Origin of the sequence: Curtobacterium sp. L1-20 (assembly GCF_048755855.1) — a bacterium.
Classification (GTDB): Bacteria; Actinomycetota; Actinomycetes; order Actinomycetales; family Microbacteriaceae; genus Curtobacterium.
Map to the genome: position 1 here is coordinate 168,454 of NZ_CP151472.1, position 16,540 is coordinate 184,993.

13 protein-coding genes and 1 pseudogene are annotated in these 16,540 nt (G+C 63.6%); 5 read left to right on the top strand and 9 right to left on the bottom strand.

Annotated features, from left to right (window positions below):
* Window positions 1-150 precede the first annotated feature (150 nt).
* From AAEP86_RS00850 to AAEP86_RS00865, 4 genes and pseudogenes are all read left to right on the top strand, one after another.
* A complete protein-coding gene (locus AAEP86_RS00850) occupies window positions 151-876 on the top strand; it encodes a hypothetical protein (RefSeq protein WP_420366972.1) in 726 nt (241 codons plus the stop codon).
* 104 nt (window positions 877-980) lie between these two features.
* The gene (locus AAEP86_RS00855) at window positions 981-1,229 is read left to right on the top strand and encodes a DUF3892 domain-containing protein (RefSeq protein ID WP_420366973.1); all 249 of its coding nucleotides are present in this window, start codon (window positions 981-983) and stop codon (window positions 1,227-1,229) included.
* Window positions 1,230-1,526: 297 nt separating this feature from the next.
* A pseudogene (locus AAEP86_RS00860) lies at window positions 1,527-1,805 on the top strand (DUF4062 domain-containing protein); the annotation flags it as partial.
* 54 nt (window positions 1,806-1,859) lie between these two features.
* A complete protein-coding gene (locus tag AAEP86_RS00865; protein ID WP_420367233.1) occupies window positions 1,860-3,872 on the top strand; it encodes a hypothetical protein in 2,013 nt (670 codons plus the stop codon).
* A gap of 204 nt (window positions 3,873-4,076) precedes the next feature.
* Here the strand turns inward: AAEP86_RS00865 and AAEP86_RS00870 are convergent, their stop codons facing one another.
* The 7 genes from AAEP86_RS00870 to AAEP86_RS00900 form a co-directional block, all read right to left on the bottom strand.
* Window positions 4,077-4,373 carry an Lsr2 family DNA-binding protein gene (locus AAEP86_RS00870; protein ID WP_420367231.1) on the bottom strand — a complete coding sequence of 99 codons (297 nt, stop codon included), beginning with the start codon at window positions 4,371-4,373 and terminating at the stop codon, window positions 4,077-4,079.
* Window positions 4,374-4,817: 444 nt separating this feature from the next.
* Window positions 4,818-5,888, bottom strand: coding sequence for a hypothetical protein (locus AAEP86_RS00875; protein WP_420366974.1), 1,071 nt, complete (start codon window positions 5,886-5,888; stop codon window positions 4,818-4,820).
* 595 nt (window positions 5,889-6,483) lie between these two features.
* Window positions 6,484-7,533 carry a hypothetical protein gene (locus tag AAEP86_RS00880; protein ID WP_420366975.1) on the bottom strand — a complete coding sequence of 350 codons (1,050 nt, stop codon included), beginning with the start codon at window positions 7,531-7,533 and terminating at the stop codon, window positions 6,484-6,486.
* 383 nt (window positions 7,534-7,916) lie between these two features.
* Window positions 7,917-8,342 (bottom strand): hypothetical protein, encoded by a 426-nt coding sequence (locus AAEP86_RS00885; protein WP_420366976.1) that lies wholly within the window; start codon window positions 8,340-8,342, stop codon window positions 7,917-7,919.
* A 94-nt stretch (window positions 8,343-8,436) separates the two neighbouring features.
* Window positions 8,437-10,107: an alpha-keto acid decarboxylase family protein gene (locus AAEP86_RS00890; RefSeq protein WP_420366977.1), complete on the bottom strand. Its 1,671-nt coding sequence runs from the start codon at window positions 10,105-10,107 to the stop codon at window positions 8,437-8,439.
* Window positions 10,108-10,204: 97 nt separating this feature from the next.
* The gene (locus tag AAEP86_RS00895; RefSeq protein ID WP_420366978.1) at window positions 10,205-12,979 is read right to left on the bottom strand and encodes an AAA family ATPase; all 2,775 of its coding nucleotides are present in this window, start codon (window positions 12,977-12,979) and stop codon (window positions 10,205-10,207) included.
* A gap of 165 nt (window positions 12,980-13,144) precedes the next feature.
* Complete coding sequence (locus AAEP86_RS00900) at window positions 13,145-14,332, bottom strand: FAD-dependent monooxygenase (RefSeq protein WP_420366979.1); 1,188 nt, start codon at window positions 14,330-14,332, stop codon at window positions 13,145-13,147.
* 409 nt (window positions 14,333-14,741) lie between these two features.
* Between AAEP86_RS00900 and AAEP86_RS00905 the strand changes: the two genes are divergently transcribed.
* Window positions 14,742-15,134, top strand: coding sequence for a hypothetical protein (locus AAEP86_RS00905; protein ID WP_420366980.1), 393 nt, complete (start codon window positions 14,742-14,744; stop codon window positions 15,132-15,134).
* 41 nt (window positions 15,135-15,175) lie between these two features.
* Here AAEP86_RS00905 and AAEP86_RS00910 read toward each other — a convergent pair whose 3' ends face one another.
* Window positions 15,176-16,012: a PrsW family intramembrane metalloprotease gene (locus AAEP86_RS00910; RefSeq protein ID WP_420366981.1), complete on the bottom strand. Its 837-nt coding sequence runs from the start codon at window positions 16,010-16,012 to the stop codon at window positions 15,176-15,178.
* A complete protein-coding gene (locus AAEP86_RS00915; RefSeq protein ID WP_420366982.1) occupies window positions 16,009-16,515 on the bottom strand; it encodes a GNAT family N-acetyltransferase in 507 nt (168 codons plus the stop codon). The genes AAEP86_RS00910 and AAEP86_RS00915 overlap by 4 nt, the downstream gene beginning before the upstream one ends.
* Window positions 16,516-16,540 lie beyond the last annotated feature (25 nt).

Genomic DNA, 16,540 nt, shown 5'->3' on the forward strand with positions numbered 1-16,540 from the left:
GCAACGGGCCACGAGCCGCTCCCCGCGGCGGCAGCCACAATTGATCAGTTCCTGGCCCAGTTTCCTGGGGCGGCGTCAACGCAGCGACTCCGCCGGCACACGATCCGCGCGCATCACCTTGCCGCCGGCCTCGCGGACCCGATACCCACCGTGCAGGCGAGAGTGTGGTCGCGACCAGAAGCCCCCGACCGTGCGGCGGTCGGGAAGGTGTTGGCGGGGATCCCGAAGTACCGGTACCCGATTGGGCTCCGCGGCCGACGCGACGCGTTCCTCGTCGTCCTCCTCGGCACCCTGCACCTCACCCGCGAGCAAGCCCGTACCATCGCACCCAATGACGTTACGGTGACGAGCATCGTCCGCGTCCGCGGTCACGTCGTTCCCTCATCCAACGACGCGGCGTCATGCGCTGCGTGCGCCGTGACGCGGTGGCTCCGCATCGTCGGACCGGTCTGGACGGGGTTCCGCGGCGACGTCATCCGGTTGCTGGACCCGACGAAGGGAAACCTGGACCGGCACGACTGCGAGCAGCCGGTACCGGGGGAGTGGCGGAGGGCAGAGCAGCTGCTATTGCCGTTAGACGTCCATGGATGGGCGCGCACCGGTGTTGCTTTGTCGGACCGGTCGATGACGAGCATCATCCCAAGTCGACGTGCAGCAGCAGCGGATGGCTCGACCCCAAAGGAGGTCCTCGGCTCAGTCGCGCGGCGACCGTCACGGTTTGACGAGCTCACACTGCAGGAAACATACGCCGAGCTAGAGGAGACAGATGCAGCCGTCGATGCCGCCCTAGCGCGGGTGAAAGCGCTCTACGACGACACAACCGGGCTCGGCCGTGCACTCGATCACGCTACTGCTGCAACTCCGCCCGACCGCTAGCGGCTTCCGGCTGCCCTGTCGGAGCAGCGACGTACCCTGTTCGCTAGCGCAGCCAGCGATAGCGAAGCCGAACCCTGGGTAGGCCAATGACGAAGGAGTTAACTGTGTCCCTGCAAGTGACGCGCAGCCAGAAAAATAGCGATGGAGACATCACCGGTCTCTGCGGTAGCGGATGGACCCACAGTAAGTCGCAGGCCATCCGTAATATCAACGCGGATTCCTTGGCCTACTACGTGTCGGTCGCGGGCCGAACGGTCTACGTCCGCGTTCGGACCCGCAACGGCGCCGACTACCTCACCACAAGCGCGGATGGGTTCGCGCCGAACAACCTCGACGATCTCCCCGACTGCTGAAAGTGCAGGCGACTGCTCCGGCCGATGCATGGAGCAGTCGCCGCAACACCGACCGCGGCAGCCTGCATCGCGGCCCCCAACGGCAGCTACTAGCACCTGCTGGCGCCAGCCCCGCCCCCCCGTCTAGACCCTCACGCGCATGTGTCGCACAAGGTGCGCTAGCACCCCGAAGCCACAGCATCCTGCTTCGCAGGAGGCGTGGTGATACGGCAGACCCCAGCGCGACAGCGGATCCCGCCGCAACCGCAGAACCTTTTCAAAACAGCAGACTTGTGGAAAGGTTGCCACCGAGAAATCATGCCACACGTTCACGAACTACTCGTATTCATTGCTTCCCCTAGTGACCTGACCGCCGAGCGGGCCGCTTTACGCGATCTTGAGCAGCACGTCAACTCAAGGTTCAGTCGCGCTGCTGTCCGTGTCCGAGTAACGGGATGGGAGGAGTTGTCGTCTGATTATGGACGCCCACAAGGACAAATAAATCCCCTAGTGGACGACTGTGACATCTTCATTGGCCTCCTTCGACGTAGATGGGGAACACCGACTGGTGCGGCTGATTCAGGCTTCTCTGAGGAGTTTGACCACGCCGTTAGGCGCCGCAGAGCCTCCGGCAAGCTTCCTCGTATCGCCATGTACTTTGCTGACATTCCTCAAGCTGAACTAGACGATGCTGGCCCTTCGCTGAAAAAAGTCTTGCAGTTCAAAAAAAAGTTTGAGCGTGATCGGATCGGACTGCATGGGAGCTTCGAAACCCCTCGAGACCTCGTCTCGAAAGTCTCAGACATGCTCCACGAGGTACTCCTCGAAGATGTTCTCGATCGAGTAACGCAGTCGCCCCCGACGGGGGCCCCTGCAATCCAACCGACAGATGAAGGCACCGCCCTCGACGAGGCGTCCGATCACACTCCCGATGAGGCGCAAGAGCAAGTCATACAAGTTCTTGACGGTGTCAAGGCGGTTCTGACGGGGCGAGACATCAAGGCACGAGCCCTCGATCGCGATCGATTGGAGTTCTTTTCGGCGGCAGTCGGCATTGACCGCGCCCTTGTTGGTACTCATCTCATCAACCGACTGTATCGCCGAGTTGCACGGCTGGAACTTGTCCAGGGTGAACGAGTCTCCTGGGCTCGCACCATGCTCGCAGACATTGGTTTACATCAGGACCCATCGGAACGCGTGATCCCCGGATGGGCGCTTCTTGCCGAGTCCTGGGATGACGTCAGTAGCGAGTTGCTGGAATATGCTGCTGAAGAAGGACCAGTTGGTCAAGGAGCCATGTTGCAGATTCTTCGCTCCGGTCTTTACCCCGCTAGTCTCTGGGAAGAGGTTGATGACGAACATGCAGGGATAATTGATGACCAATGGGCCCGAATTTTAAACGCTAATCCGGACAATGATGACGCGGTCCGCTACCTCCTCAAGGGGGCCCAGGGTCACGGCATGCCATCGGAGCGTCTGAGAGAACTGGTTGAGCGGCTGTCGTCGGTCTCGGGTCTGCACGGCGAACGAGCCACTCTGCTGAAAGAGATAGCAGAAGCTCTCAATGGTAATCTCGAGCTTTTCGCCGAGCGCCTGCTGTATTCCTTGCCGGCTACGGAAATGTGGTCGGATTTGGAGTTGAATATCGAGCACCTTGGCGACAAAAGTATCAATCGTCTCGCGTCTAGGGGCAAGGATAGTTCCATACGAGTTGCGGCGATAACAAAAGGTCTTCTTGAAGGTAGTCTCGATGACGCTACTCTCAAAACGCTTCTCTTTGAGGGCAACCCAAAGTTATCAGAATTGATCATAGATAATGCTCGAGGCAATCGGAACAAAGCCCGACATCTTCTTAGCCTCGTTCAGAAACCCCCGTCGGGCAAGGTTGTGTCCGCGAGGGTCGAGGCTGAGCTCAGAGCTATCAGCATGTCGGCGCAGGAGATCAAGAGCCTAGTCAGCGAAAGGGATTGGGACAGTAGGCCGTGGGAAGCTTTGACTTATAGTCGTCCCGATGAGATGCTGCACGATGCACGGGCGTTGCTTACGAACGACCGTGTACTTCGACAGCGCCTCGCAAACGTTCTGTCGCCCAATCTTGTGTCATTCGTTCTGCGAGAGCGTAAGCAAGGCGCGGCTGCCTTGATTGTACGAGTTTCGGGACAAAAAGCGACGGATCAAGCTCTTGTTCTTGAATGGTTCAGGTCCCTCGCGCGCGACGGGTTCATTCCAGATGACGCGTGGCGTGTGATATTGAACCTAGCCGAAGTGGCGGTCAACGCGATTCCTGACCACTTTTTCGAGCCCTATTCCGACGTTCTCGGTTTCGGTACGGCGGCCAGTCTGTTAGAAACGGCTATCGGGCCCCTGGTCGCACCAGTTCTAGCGAGGAGTGAGCGTGCTTGGGAACGCGAACCAGCTGATGTCTGGCTCATTAGGCGACCAGAGCGCACGGTGCAGGAATTGAAAAATGCGTTGCATGATGAGTCTCCATCCGTGAGGGTGGCTGCGTGTAGTGAGTTGACCAAGCGTTTAGAGTCGACCGATCTTAAGGCATTGTTGAGTTCCTATATAAGCGGTAAGAATGCCTACTGGTATAATGTTGTAGTGCTTCTTGATGAGTACTTGTTTCTTCCAAAAGTACCGTCCAATCTGATCACAGGTTAGATTTTTCTAGCAATGAATTTGGTAGTAAGTGGAGTGCAGCACTGAGTTGTCGCGGCCTCGACTTTCTATAGCAAGCCCTCTGCGCTAGATGGACACTCGGAAGTTCGGACGCGAACTGACATAAGAGACCGCTATCGGACGAACACGACGAAGGCCGGCTGCCCGTGGGGGGAGCCGGCCTTCGTCGTGCTTGGGGGAGTCGTGTCAGTGTGCCGCGTCGTAGGCGTCGCGGACGGCCTGGCTGGTGCGGCCACGGCTCGAGACCTCGTGACCGTTCGCGTTCGCCCACTCGCGGATCTTCGCAAGCTCATCCGAGTTGCCACGCTTGGCCGTACCGCCGCTGGTACGGGCCTGTCGACTGCCGCTGACCTTCCGCGCGGCAGCAACGTAGTCGGAGAACGCCTCGGCCTCGCGGCCGCTCGCGCAAAGGCCCAGGAGGCCGAGGACGACGTCGAGGAAGCGCGGAACATCCTCGAGCCCTGACCGGCCTTCTCGCGTCAGCGACTCCGCTCAGCCGTAGGCCCCGCTGCAGATGGTTCGTACCGACGCTCGCCGCCGCTGCCCGCTCCGCGGCCGGCGCCCTGCTGCGTTCGGAGGATGTTCCGCACCGCGTCGAGGTCGCTGCTCGCCGCCGAGTTCGCCGGCGCGACGAGTGCGGCCGCCGCGCGTTCGGTCTGCGCGCGAGCCATGCCGACCAGGCCGACGTCGCCACCGCGGAGCGTCTGTTCCGCAAAGTGGAACCGCACTGCGCGTAGGAGTCAGTACGTCGAGCTGGTGGTCGATCACGGGGTCCGTGCCGGACCACCGGGCTGATGAAACAGGGAACGGGCCCCGCGGCATCGCCGCGGGGCCCGTCATGATTTGCGCTGGGCGCCCTGAGCTAAAGCGCCGGCCCTCAGGCACCTTCAGAAGGTGAATTGAGGTGTTGAGTCCCGCCGCTGTATGTCAGCTAGTCACAGCCGTGAGTGTGATGGACCCGTTTCGTTCGTACACCTGGCCGCCGCTGCCGGCAGTCTTGACTGTGGGCCTCGTCAAATCTGCATCGTACGAAGATCCGGCCCCGCCGCCGCCGGCGTACCCAACCAGCCCGGATGCTCCACCCTTGTAACCGCCGCCGCCAGCACCCGGCACCGTGCCGACAGTGGGGCTGTCCTGCCCCTGGGTTCCGTCCATGGAGCCGGCCTTGCCGCCAGTGCCTACCCCGGGTTCGCTGCCGTGACCGTCCTCTCCTGTCAGGGAACCGTTGTAGCCCCCACGGCCACCCGTGTAAGCCAGCGCGCCACCGCCGGACTTGCCGGTGGTATTGCCTCCTGCGCCGCCGGCGACGACGAGAACCTGCTGGCTGGGATTCAAGCTCTTGTCGAGGATGACCGACGCGCCGCCGCCGCCGCCGCCCTGGTTGCCTTCGTCAGCGTTGAATCCGTTCCCACCGGAGAAGGACGAACCATTGTAAGGAAGTCCCCATCCACCGGCGGTGCTTTCATAGCCCCGACTTCCTGCGCCGCCGACGCCGATCGAGAGGACCTCGCCCGGAGTGACATGCAGAATACCCGTGATTTCAGCTCCCGATACGAGACCATCGGCGAATGTGGAGCCGCCGCTACCGGCGACGACGTCCACATTCATCTCGGTTACGCCCGCGGGAACTGTGTAGGACTGCGCACCGCCCGTAAAGCTGAACTGATGGCCGGCAACGACCGAAAAAACAGAATAATCATTGTGCCCCGTACTATTGCTGCCCGTCACCTGGTAGGAAGCAGAGGTCGACGAGCCCGAAATGCTGTTACTGCCAATCAACGGGTCGGAAGCATGGAACGTAAAGATCGAACCAGAAGTTGCTCCCTGATACTTGAGATCGATCGAATTGTCCCCCGACCCGTAATCGGAGACAGTGGCGGAGCCACCCGGAGCAATCGTCTTAGGAGCCTGCATCTGCCAATGGGTAACTCCCGAAGCATGTGACGCGGACACCAGATTGATGGTCTCCTGTGTCTTATTCGTCACCTGCACGTTCATCTGCGTCGCCTTGTCAGCGTTCGCTCCATTCGGAGCGCCGGCCGCAACGTCCGACGGGAGCGTCACTGAGCACCCAGTGACTGCCGTCATTGTGGCGGCTACCGTCGCTATCGCCGCACACCCTAGGAAAAGCTTCCTCGTGGTCATCATGTTTGTGCTCCCTGTAGTCTGCTGCTCAGCGACCCGATTGATCGCCCGATATGAATAGTCTGGAATCAATCCGCGCGTCAACGACTGCGCGGAACCACCAGTTCTTCTGCCCCTGAAAATCAGGGCAAGCATCTGGTGAGGACTGAACGACTAGACGAAACGGCCAGGTGTCCCGGCCCAACCTGGCCCGTGTATGCGCTTGGGCCGACAGTCGTCGACAGGATTCCCTTTGCTGGGGGGACCGCACACTTCGTTGCCGCCGACCGCGGCGAAGCGGAAAACGTCGAGCAATCCGCACGCAAGGCGGGTGTAGCCGCTTGAGCCGCTTGAACCGCTGAAGGTCGCGGGAAAAATTAGGACCCCGGTACGTTCGCACGGCCGTTTCGGCCCGCCCGTACCGGGGTTCCTTTAGCGTCAGCCAGCGGTGATCCGGCTTTCGCGAGTGTCAAGGGTTGGGGAAGTTCCAGTACTGGCTAGGGTTGGTGGCGTCGCAGTCCTCGAGCAAGGGATCTCCGCCATTGCCGGGGGCGGTCAGGCACTGGCCACCCGTCCCGACCGTTTTGTCGGGGACATTTCCGCTACTCGGCACGGTGATGCTGTTCGCCTGAACGAGCATCTCCCCGTCGCTCTGGTTGTTGCCGAAGACGGGGAGCAACACACCGCCGTTGGCCGTGCCGCTGCCAGACCCGTACCAAGTGGGGACGGCGCCGTCGAAGCCGAGGTTGGGGCCGACGAAATTGTCGGTTCCTGGAGCCCAGACGCCGAAGGCGGCGGCGCCGTAGATGTTGTTTCCATCGCCTTCCTGGTCGCCGGAGAAGAACATCGTCGTCGGCGAATCGCTCATCTCCGCTGTGTCGCCTTCGTCGCCGCCGTCGAGATACTGCCCGGTGCTGACGCTCTGGAGAGATGCGTTGAAGTGCTGTGGGGCTGCGGTGATGGCCTGCTTCGCCGCGCGCAGCGCCGCCGTGCTTGGGTTCGCGAGTCGGTCGCACCAGATGGTCAAGGTGAAGTGGTGCGTGCTGGTGCCGGCGTTCCAGTAGCCCTCCTGGACTCCCTGGTAGAGGGCCGCGTTCGCGGGGGTTCCCGAGTACGGATACACCGACTCGAGCCCGGTGGTCTGCTGCATGAGGACCGTGTTGCCGACAAAGGTTTTGCTGAGCGGTTCGGGGCTGTTGTCGCCCCAGATGTCACCGCTTCCCGGGCGGACGTAGAAGCCAGCCGGGCACCCGAACTTCAACGTGGCGTGGGAGGTGTGGGAGACCTGCTGCACGCGGGAGTAGGAGAAGGAGTTCACATCCGGCCCGGGTTCCGGCGCCAGAGGAACGTTGCCGGGGATGGTCGACGTCAACGAGGAGTCTGCATTGGAAGTATTGCCGACACCGATGACACTGGAGTCCTTAGGCGCGCCTACGCCAGCGTAAGCGACGTAGCCGCAGCTCAGCATTGCGAGAGTGAGGGCGGTCGATGCCAGCGCCCAGCTCTTCCATTTCTTCATTGCACGTTCCTGTCTCTCCAGAACCCAGAAGGTTCAAGCTTTGCCGTCGGTCGGCTTGAGCTTCGCGACGATTGGATGCAGATATAGATTCGCGCTTCCGGACGGTTGGGTGACTGTGCGAAACAAGCAGTTCATGTCCGGAGGTGTCAGGCCGGTGAAGAGGTGCTCTGGAACGCTCGCGACGTGCTCGACTGTTCATTTTGACCAGGTGCCGTCATGCTGCCGGTCTCACGAAACCACGCGACCAGATGGCGTGGTTGCAGGAGGACCACGCCCGGGGCCGCACGAACGGTGACGCACTGACGTGTCGAAGCGCACGCCAGGGCGCCGCGTGGAGTGATGCTCTCGCCAACACCGGCGGGGACGGCGAGGGCGGTCGAGTTTCAGGAGTCGGGGTAGAGGGCGCTGTTGCGGAATGCGCTACCGCTCCAGATCTCTTCGTCGGACAACGTGGTCTGGATCAGTTCGACGAGCTGCCGGTTCACGATGATCATGCAGCACCGGTAACCAGGGAACGGTTCGTACAGCGGCATCGCGACCTCGTGGTCGGCGATCGCCGCTTCGATGTCGTCCACGACGAAACCCACGTGCGGCTCTGTGCGGATCGCTGCGTCGAGCTTCGAGTCGGGTCCGAATGCGTGGAGCTGCACCGGCAGGGCGAGGTCGTTCGGGAGATCGACGGTGTACATGTCCCACATCGGGCTGAACCGCACGTCGGGGTGGTCACTGATCTCGTCCACTTCGACCGGACGGCCGATGTGGTGGAAACGGAGGCGAGGCGGCCGCCCCTTCTGTGGATCGACAGTCATGATGATCCTTTCTTTCTAGCGTCCTCTGGTCCGAGGAGGTGGAGGACGACGTGACCGGCGCGACGATCCAACTCCGGATCGGGGCCGTGCAGCATCAGTTCGTCCTGTTGGCAGTGGCGGCGGCATGAGCGATGGCGCCCAACAACGGTGGGACGTCGTCGCGGGGAACAGTGGCAACGACGACGTGGACGCCGGCCGCGGCGCTCCGCGCACCGCTCAAGGCCGTCCTGAGATCGTCCGTGGAGCTGACCCGCCGCGCGGATTCGACTCCGAGCGCTCGGGTGAGGCCCACCCAATCCCATTCGGCGATGTCGTTGTAGGCCGCATCAGCACCGTGGATGGCACGTTCCACCGTGTACCCGCCGTTGTCGACGACGACGACGATCGCGGGCACTGCCTGCCGCACGAGTGTGCCGAGCTCCTGAATGGTGAGTTGGGCTGCCCCGTCACCAATCAGCAGGACCGGTCGGCGCGATGGAGCGGCCAGAGCAGCACCCAAGATCGCGGGGAGCGTGAAGCCAATGGATGCCCAGAGCGGCTGACCCATGAAGAGGACGTCGCTCGGGAGGCGGTGCGCACCCATGCCGTAGAACGACGTGCCCTGGTCCGCGAGGACGAGGTCGCCACCTCGAAGCCACTCGTTGATGATCCGCCACAGGCGGGCTTGCGTCAGAGCATCGCCGTCATGGTCGTCGGGCAGGACCGGGGGTCGTTCCGTCGGAGGACCGGGGAGGGGGCGAATCCGGTCGTCGAACGCCTCTCGGACCGCACGGAGCGCGTCGACCATCGTGATCGGGCCGAAGGTGACTCCGTTGACGGTGGACGTGGTGCCGTCGATGACGATCGTGTTCTCTTCAGGGAGCCGCTGACTGAAGAACCCGGATGTCAGGTCGGTGAACTGCACTCCCGCTTGGATCAACAGGTCAGCGTCCTCGACCGTGGACCGGACGACCTCACGGCTGGCCTTGCCCACGTAGGTCCCGACGAACGTCGGTGCTGCTTCATCGACCGCTCGACGCCCCCACAGTAGGGAGGCGTGCGGCACACCCGTCTCGAGGAGTTCGTGCAGTGCTTCGCGGGCGCCGAACCGTTCCACCAAGATGTCGGCGAGCACGGCCGGGCGAGAAGCCTCTCTGACGGCCGGCTCGATCGCCTGGCGGAAACGGCGGAACGCGCGCGAGCTCGTCCGATCATCGTGCAAGAGCAGAAGCGAATCCGGGGACGGGTCGATCTCGGAGAGACCGACGTCGGCCGGGATGAGGATGTACCCGGGGAGACGACGCTCCAGAACTTCGCGGATGACGTGGTCGATCTCCAGCGCGGCGTTCTCGAGTGTCAGGGCTGCCTGCACACATGTCACTTCCGCGTGCATCCGCATGAAGTGTCGGAAATCACCATCGCCGAGGGTGTGGTGCGTCGGCCGGGCTGCGCGCTGTGTCGTCGTGCTCGGGGCCCCGACGACATGAATCACGGGAACCCGCTCCGCGTAGCTGCCCGCGATCCCGTTCACGGCGCTCAGCTCACCGACGCCGAACGTCGTCGAGACGACTCCGAGGCCGCGGACCCGGGCATAACCGTCAGCTGCGTACGCAGCTCCGAGTTCGCCGCTGCAGCCCACCCAAGCGACATCGGGGTGCGCCTCGACTCGATCCAGCATCTCGAGTGTGAAATCGCCTGGCACACCGAAAATCTTCTCGACGCCGAGCGCGGTGATGCGGTCGAGTAGGTGATCGATGACGGTGTACGAGGTTGTCTCGGTGTGCATGCACACACTGTGACTCGTTCCAACCCGCGCGCGACTGGTCACTCCGTCTAGTCTTTGCCACGGCTTCCCGGGGCACTGGCTGCCCGAGTGGGAGCGGTCAACGTCGACGTGCGAGTTCGCTCAGTTCGTGGCGGGTTGCGGTCGCCGTCTTCGCGTAGATGCGGGTCAGGTGGTAGCCCACGGTACTGCGCGTGATGAAAAGCTCACGTGCGATCTGTGCGTAGCTCATTCCGGTGACGACGAGCGCAGCCACCGCTCGCTCGCGTTCGGTGAGGGCGCTGAAGACGCCGGGCGACGACGTGGTGGTCGCGCTGAGCGGGGCTCCGCTCGAGCCTGATGCCGGTGACGCGTCAAGGGCATGTGGAGTGTGTTCGCTGGATGTCGATGGAGACAGGGACTCGGGTGCGATCACTGACTCGGACGAGAGGTACGGGACTGCATTCATCGAGGTGTAGAGCTCTTGCGCGCGCCGGGCTTGGGTTGTGGCCGTTTCGGTGTCGCCTGTGGCAGCCGCGAGTCGAGCATGATCGGCCGCGATGTGCGCTGCGTATAGCGGGAGCGACGCAGCGTCTGCTCGCCGGATGCCGGCGAGTAGATCGACTGCGCCCGCGATGTCGCCGCGCCGTTCCGCCACCAGAGCCTCGAGCCAGGTTGCTACGCCCCGTGACCAGTCCAGCTCCGGTGTCTGTCGGATGGAAGCGGCGAGTGCGAGTGCTGGCTCGGGTTCGCCGGCCCAGATATGCGCGAGCGCAGCTTGGGCCTTCCAAATCGAGCCGATCGCTCCGTCGGGCTGATCGGCCTTGCTGCCGAAGTCCCGCCGATGCCGTGGCAACAGAGCGGCGCGTTCGCGTTCGCTGCCGTATGCGTGGAGATGGAAGACGCTCGCGGTCAGCAAGACATTGACGCCTTCGTCCCAAGGCATATCCCGAAGTGTCGTTCGCGCCGACTCGAGGAGCGCAGTTGCTCGCTCGTTGTTTCCGCTGGTGGTCTGTCCGATTGCTATGAGTGAAGAAGTCAGCGGGTTGGGTCGCGGACGGAGCTGCGCTTCGGCGTTGCGGAAGTGGATCGCGGCAACCTCGGCTGCTCCGTTCAACCAGTGAGCAAGGCCCAGGAACGCCTGAGCGAGACCGTCGCCGACGTCCGATAATCCGGTCGCGATGCGCGCGTCGACTTCTCGGAGCGGAGTGATGGCCTCGGACGCTCTGCCGTGCAGGGCCGCAGCGAATCCCCGCCAAGCCAGCCAGTATGTGTCCTCCACCGGCACTGCAGCTTCTCGTCGAGGAAGCTTCCGCAGTCGTTCCTCCGTCTGCCGAACACGGTCCTGACGCCGGTCAAGCATGGCCGAGGTGATGCTGAAGAGCCCGGCAAGCCCATCGTCCCGGATGGGGAGCGACTCTGCCCGTGCAAGGTGGGTGTCAGTTGTGTCCGAGGCCTCACCTGCAGTCATGCTCGACCAGGCCAGCAGCACCTCGATGCGGTAGGCGCGCAGTGTTGCCACCTCCGCTCCGGATATCGGACGCAAGATGCGCAGCGCGTCCGTCCAGTTGTTGTCGAGGACCAGCAGCGCGCCGAGGACTAGCGCCGCACCGTTCCTGTCTCGCGCACGGTGAACTTCCGGCAGCTGATCGCGCACATACTCCACGTTGCCGGCGAGGATCCATTCGTAGAGGGCGTCGAGGTAGCGGGTGCTGCGAAGCATCCCACTCGCAGTGACACGGCTGGCCCAGTCAAGGTACTGCGCTGCAAGACGATGCCGACGGTCTGCCCGTGCCCTGTCGGCTGCCTCTTCCAGCCGGCGCGCTAGCTGGTCGTCGTAGGTGGTGGCTGCGGCGAAGAGATGCCGCAGCTCGGTCGGTTCGTCCGCCGCGAGATCCGCTGCACGAGCGTGGAGGGCTATCCGGTCCGTCGTGGGGATGAACTGGTAGATGCTGGCCTGAATGACCGCGTGCACGATCCGGATCTCCGTACCGAGATCGCTGGAGCGTTGCTCGAGAATGTATTCGCGTGCGAGTACGTCGAGGGCCGCCGCCGCGTCGGTGAGGTCCGCAAGGTACGCAGCTTCTGCGAGCGACGTCCATCCGGTGCCAATGACGGCGGTGGCGCGTGCGAGCCGCACCGGTTCAACTCCGAGTGTCGAAAGACGCACCTCAATGGCTCGTGCGTACTCCGTGGGCGCAGGCAGTTGCACCATGCGTTCGAGGTCGAGCGGATCGATGCGACGGAGCAGCGAGGTGAAGAACAATGGGTTGCCGCGGGTGTGCTTCCACACTCGTTGAACGAGACCATCGCGGACGTCTGACCGGAGCTCACGCGCGACGAGGGTCGCAGATTCAAGGGACAGCGCGTGCAACTCGACGTGCCGCACCAACGGGCTGCTCGTCGAGAGCGCTTGCCATCGCAGGTGCTGGAACGGCTCGAAGTGCCCGACCGTGACGACGACGAGCAGGCGCTCCGCCACAGCGCTTCCGAGGACACGAGCCAACGCATCAACAGACTCAGGGTCGAGCCATTGCAGGTCGTCGATCACGATGAGGAGCGGCCCCACGTCGAGGGCCTCGTCGATCGCCTCTCGCAACTCCTGTTCCACCTCAAGGGCAGTCGGGCCCTCTCCGAGGGCAGGGAGGAGCACCCCGAGATCCCGCAGTCCCTGGAACGGCGCGGCGGTTCCCAACGAGCCTTGCGCTGCCCACCGGCGTGCCTGCGCGCCATGGGACCTCGCTTGCGCGAGGAACTGGTCGGCCACGGTCGAAAGAAAGCGAGTTCGCCCCGACCCAGGACCGCCGTGCACAACGACGAGTCGCGGGGAGCTCTGCAGCGCTTCCGAGCCAGCACTCTCGAGAGCCTGAAGGTCGGCTTCGTCCCAGATCAGCACGTCAACTCCTCGAAGTCGGCACGAGCGCAAGCAAGGTCGTACCTGACTGGGCATATCGTAATTTTTTTCGTCGCGATGAGAAAGTCCTTACCAGCATGAAAAGGATGAGCGGTGAGGTGACGGCTGTGACCGACACAAGCCCGGAAGTGCAGGCGCAGCGGCGTGCTAGCCGCCGTGGCCGCGCTGCTGACCGACACGGCGGATCATGGGCGTCAGGATCCGCCACTGCAGAACTCTCATGGCAATGGCGTTTGCGGCGATGCCCGATCTCCGCCGCGGGGCGACCATGTTCACCCTTCCGGGGATGAGCCGCTGCGCTGCTTCAGCTGCCGGGCGCATCGTCTGTTCGTACGAGCGCAGTGCAGTTGTCAGCCGGGTCCCCTGGACGGGAGGAGACCCGAGTGCGTCAGCGAGTGCCGTGGCACCTCGAAGCGCGAGCGCTGTCCCCAAGCCGCTCAGCGGGCTCGCGCACCACGCCGCATCACCCAGGAGCACCACGCGACCTGCGACCCACGACGGGACGCGCACTTGGTCGTAGGTGTCGAGGGTGAAGTCCCCGGCCGCACTGGCCGCCGCCAACAGTTCCGGGGCACGCCATCCGACGGAGCCGAACACGTGATGAAGCAGGGCGAGGCGGCTCTCGGCATCGCCTCGCGGCGGGAGGGACGTCGCTCCGAAAGTGAAACCGATCTCCTGCTCGCCGGGATGTCCCGGGCGGGCTTCCACGGCGCGCCTACCGGGAGCGTTGTGAACCAGGAACCAGCCATCAAGGGACGGGGTTCCCTCTTCCTCCCGCAAGGTATACCAGGCATGAGCAAGTCCGAGCGGGTGCCGGAACTGGTCTTCCGCTCCGAACCGCAGGGCCCGAACCCGTGAGTGCGCACCGTCGGCACCGACCACGAGGTCGTATTCACATGTTGCGCCGGAACGGAACCGGACTACTGCACCGCCGTCCACATCACGAACCTCATCGACGGTGTCCCCGAACCGATGGATGGCTCCTGCCTGGGTCGCGGCGCGATGCAGCAGCTGCGCGAGGTCGGTGCGGAGGAGCTCCTCCGTGGAGACGAAGCCCTGTCCATCGAAGGCGGTGACTGGCATCTCGGCAAGGCGCCGCCCGCGCGCGTCGACCCACGCGATTCCGCGCTGCGCCACCAGGAGCTGTTGCGCAGCGTCGAGCAACCCAAGTTGCTCCAACGCGGAGCGCGCGTCTCCGCGGAGGTCGACAGTCTGCCCGCCTGACCGAAGCGCCGGTGCGAGTTCAACGACCGTGACAGCCCAACCAGCCCGCGCTAACAAGGTCGCGAGGGTGTCTCCGGCGATGCCGGCGCCCACGATGAGCGCTTTTGTCACGGTGTTCCTCACTCCTCTCTTTATGGCGCTCTGTTCGTGGCAACTGGAAAGCAGGTCGCAGCTCTGCGTCGACGAGACTTGCTACGCACCCGAGTGAGTGGTCTGAGGAGACCTACCGACCGGCAGCGCGAAGTCTGCGTCCAGCGCCCCATTCTAACGCAAGTTACGTTGCGATAGAGATCCGTCGATGCAGCAGGACTGCCGCATTACGCTGGGTCGCATGCCTGAACACGTTGGTGCCGTCCGCCCGGGAGGACGCACCGCGCGTACCCGAGCGGCTGTGCATGACGCTGCCCGCGAGCTCCTCGCTGAAACACGCACCACCCCCACGATGGCTGCCATCGCCGCTCGGTCAGGGGTGCACCCGACCACCGTCTACCGTCGGTGGGGAACAGTAGAGTCGATCCTCTTGGACCTCGCGGTGGCCGATATTGCCGAGGCATCACCCGTGCCCGCAACCGGTGATTTGCGCGAGGATCTGACGCGCTACACCCGCCAGCTGCTCGGCACGTACCGTGACCTCCGGACGAGCCCCGTCGTTCAGGCGCTCGGATCGGCGGTGGCGCAGGCGCAAGGTTCCGATGAGGTCGATGCCGTTCGATCGCTCATGGAACCGCGCGTCCAAGCGTTCCAAGCGATGTTGGACGCTGCGCACGTGACACGCATCGACGGGCTGCGCGTCATCGAACTTGTTCTCGCTCCGGCACTGCTGTGGTCCCACTTCGGCATGCCGCTCGATCCACAGGCCGACACGGACCGGCTGGTGGACAGCGTGCTGTGTCTGGCCTCCGCACCCTCGTAACCCAACGTCCTGGCGGATCTCGGCGGAGTTCGAGCGAGGCGTCAGTTGTACTTCGCACCTCGGTGGTGATCGGCGCGACGTGCGCGGATCACCACTGCGAGTGTGACCACCTCTGCGATGGTGAGAAGCCACACCCCGGTGTTGGCGATCGCGAGTCCTGATGAGCCGAGGACTCGTTCTCCGAGAACGGCTGCGCCGTCCCAGGACCCATGCGCGACAGCAACGCCGACGTAGGCCAACGCGATGCGGAGGATCGGGTGTCGACGGTGGGGAGCGACCACGATGACGGAACCGAGAAGGGCCGACCAGAGCGGGTGCCCGAAGGGCTCAAACAACGCTCGTTGCCCCTGAACCGCAGCGGACTGCAGCAAGGTGGCGACGCCGAACTGGTGATCAATGAACGGAGTGACCGCGTAACCCATGTTCTCGAACGTCGCGAAGCCGAGGCCGACCGCGGCGCCGAGCAGGAAACCGTCCAGCGGTGAGCGATCCGCACGGCGTCGAAGGAAGAGGAACACGACCGCCAATTTGCAGGCTTCCTCGATGAACCCTGACAGCAGTAATGCTCGGTCGTCCAGTGCGCCGGTAGCGGACGTCGGCTGGATCAACGCATCGATGGTCCCACCGAGAACGATGGCGAGCACCCCTCCGACGGTCGCAGCCAGAAGCAGATCTGCGCGGATGCGCCGCAGACCCCAGTTCTCAGCGGTCGTGATCAGGTACAGGAGGATCACGACGGCGACTGCCGAACTCCCCAGCACCACCCACACCGGCAACAGTGCGACGTTATGCAGGACACCGAGGAGCACCAGCCCGACGTAGAGCCAAAGGATAACCAGCGCAGCCGCGGTACCGGCGACCTTCGTGTAGATCGTCATCCGTTGCTCGCGACCTGGACGGGGCGGGCATCTCCGGTCCGACCAAGTCGCCACTCATTCACGCGCTTCACGGCGTCCCCGGAGCGGACAGCGTGCGGACGTACGTACCGAAACCCTGCGTTCTGCGCGATTCGGTTGGACGCTGCGTCGTCAGCGGATACGACGAAGGCAAGAGCGTCGGCATTCGTGAGCCTGCACAGGAAATCAGTCAGCAGCCGCAGGAACTGCAGGCCGAAGCCGCGTCCGCAGAACTCGGGGTCGCTGATCCGCAAACCGCTGAGCGTCGGGATCGCGGATGCGTCGACGTCGAACTCGCACTCACCGACGGCGCGGTTATTGACCAGGAGTTCCACTGGACCATGCTCCGGCTCGACAGCTGCATGCGGTGTCCACGCTTCCACCGGAAGACGCACGGCGATCAGGCTGTCGCGATACCAGGCGAAGTCCTCCACGTCGCCGCGAAAATCCGTCGTCCCGGCGCGAAAATCGAGATCCATCAGCATGACAACGCTCCTTCAGATTCAGCCG

Coding starts and splice junctions, on each gene's coding strand:
- AAEP86_RS00865 (WP_420367233.1), top strand. CDS start 1,860: ATGTACTTTGCTGACATTCCTCAAGCTGAACTAGACGATGCTGGCCCT.
- AAEP86_RS00875 (WP_420366974.1), bottom strand. CDS start 5,888: ATGAACGTGCAGGTGACGAATAAGACACAGGAGACCATCAATCTGGTG.
- AAEP86_RS00880 (WP_420366975.1), bottom strand. CDS start 7,533: ATGAAGAAATGGAAGAGCTGGGCGCTGGCATCGACCGCCCTCACTCTC.
- AAEP86_RS00885 (WP_420366976.1), bottom strand. CDS start 8,342: ATGACTGTCGATCCACAGAAGGGGCGGCCGCCTCGCCTCCGTTTCCAC.
- AAEP86_RS00890 (WP_420366977.1), bottom strand. CDS start 10,107: ATGCACACCGAGACAACCTCGTACACCGTCATCGATCACCTACTCGAC.
- AAEP86_RS00910 (WP_420366981.1), bottom strand. CDS start 16,012: ATGACGATCTACACGAAGGTCGCCGGTACCGCGGCTGCGCTGGTTATC.
- AAEP86_RS00915 (WP_420366982.1), bottom strand. CDS start 16,515: ATGCTGATGGATCTCGATTTTCGCGCCGGGACGACGGATTTTCGCGGC.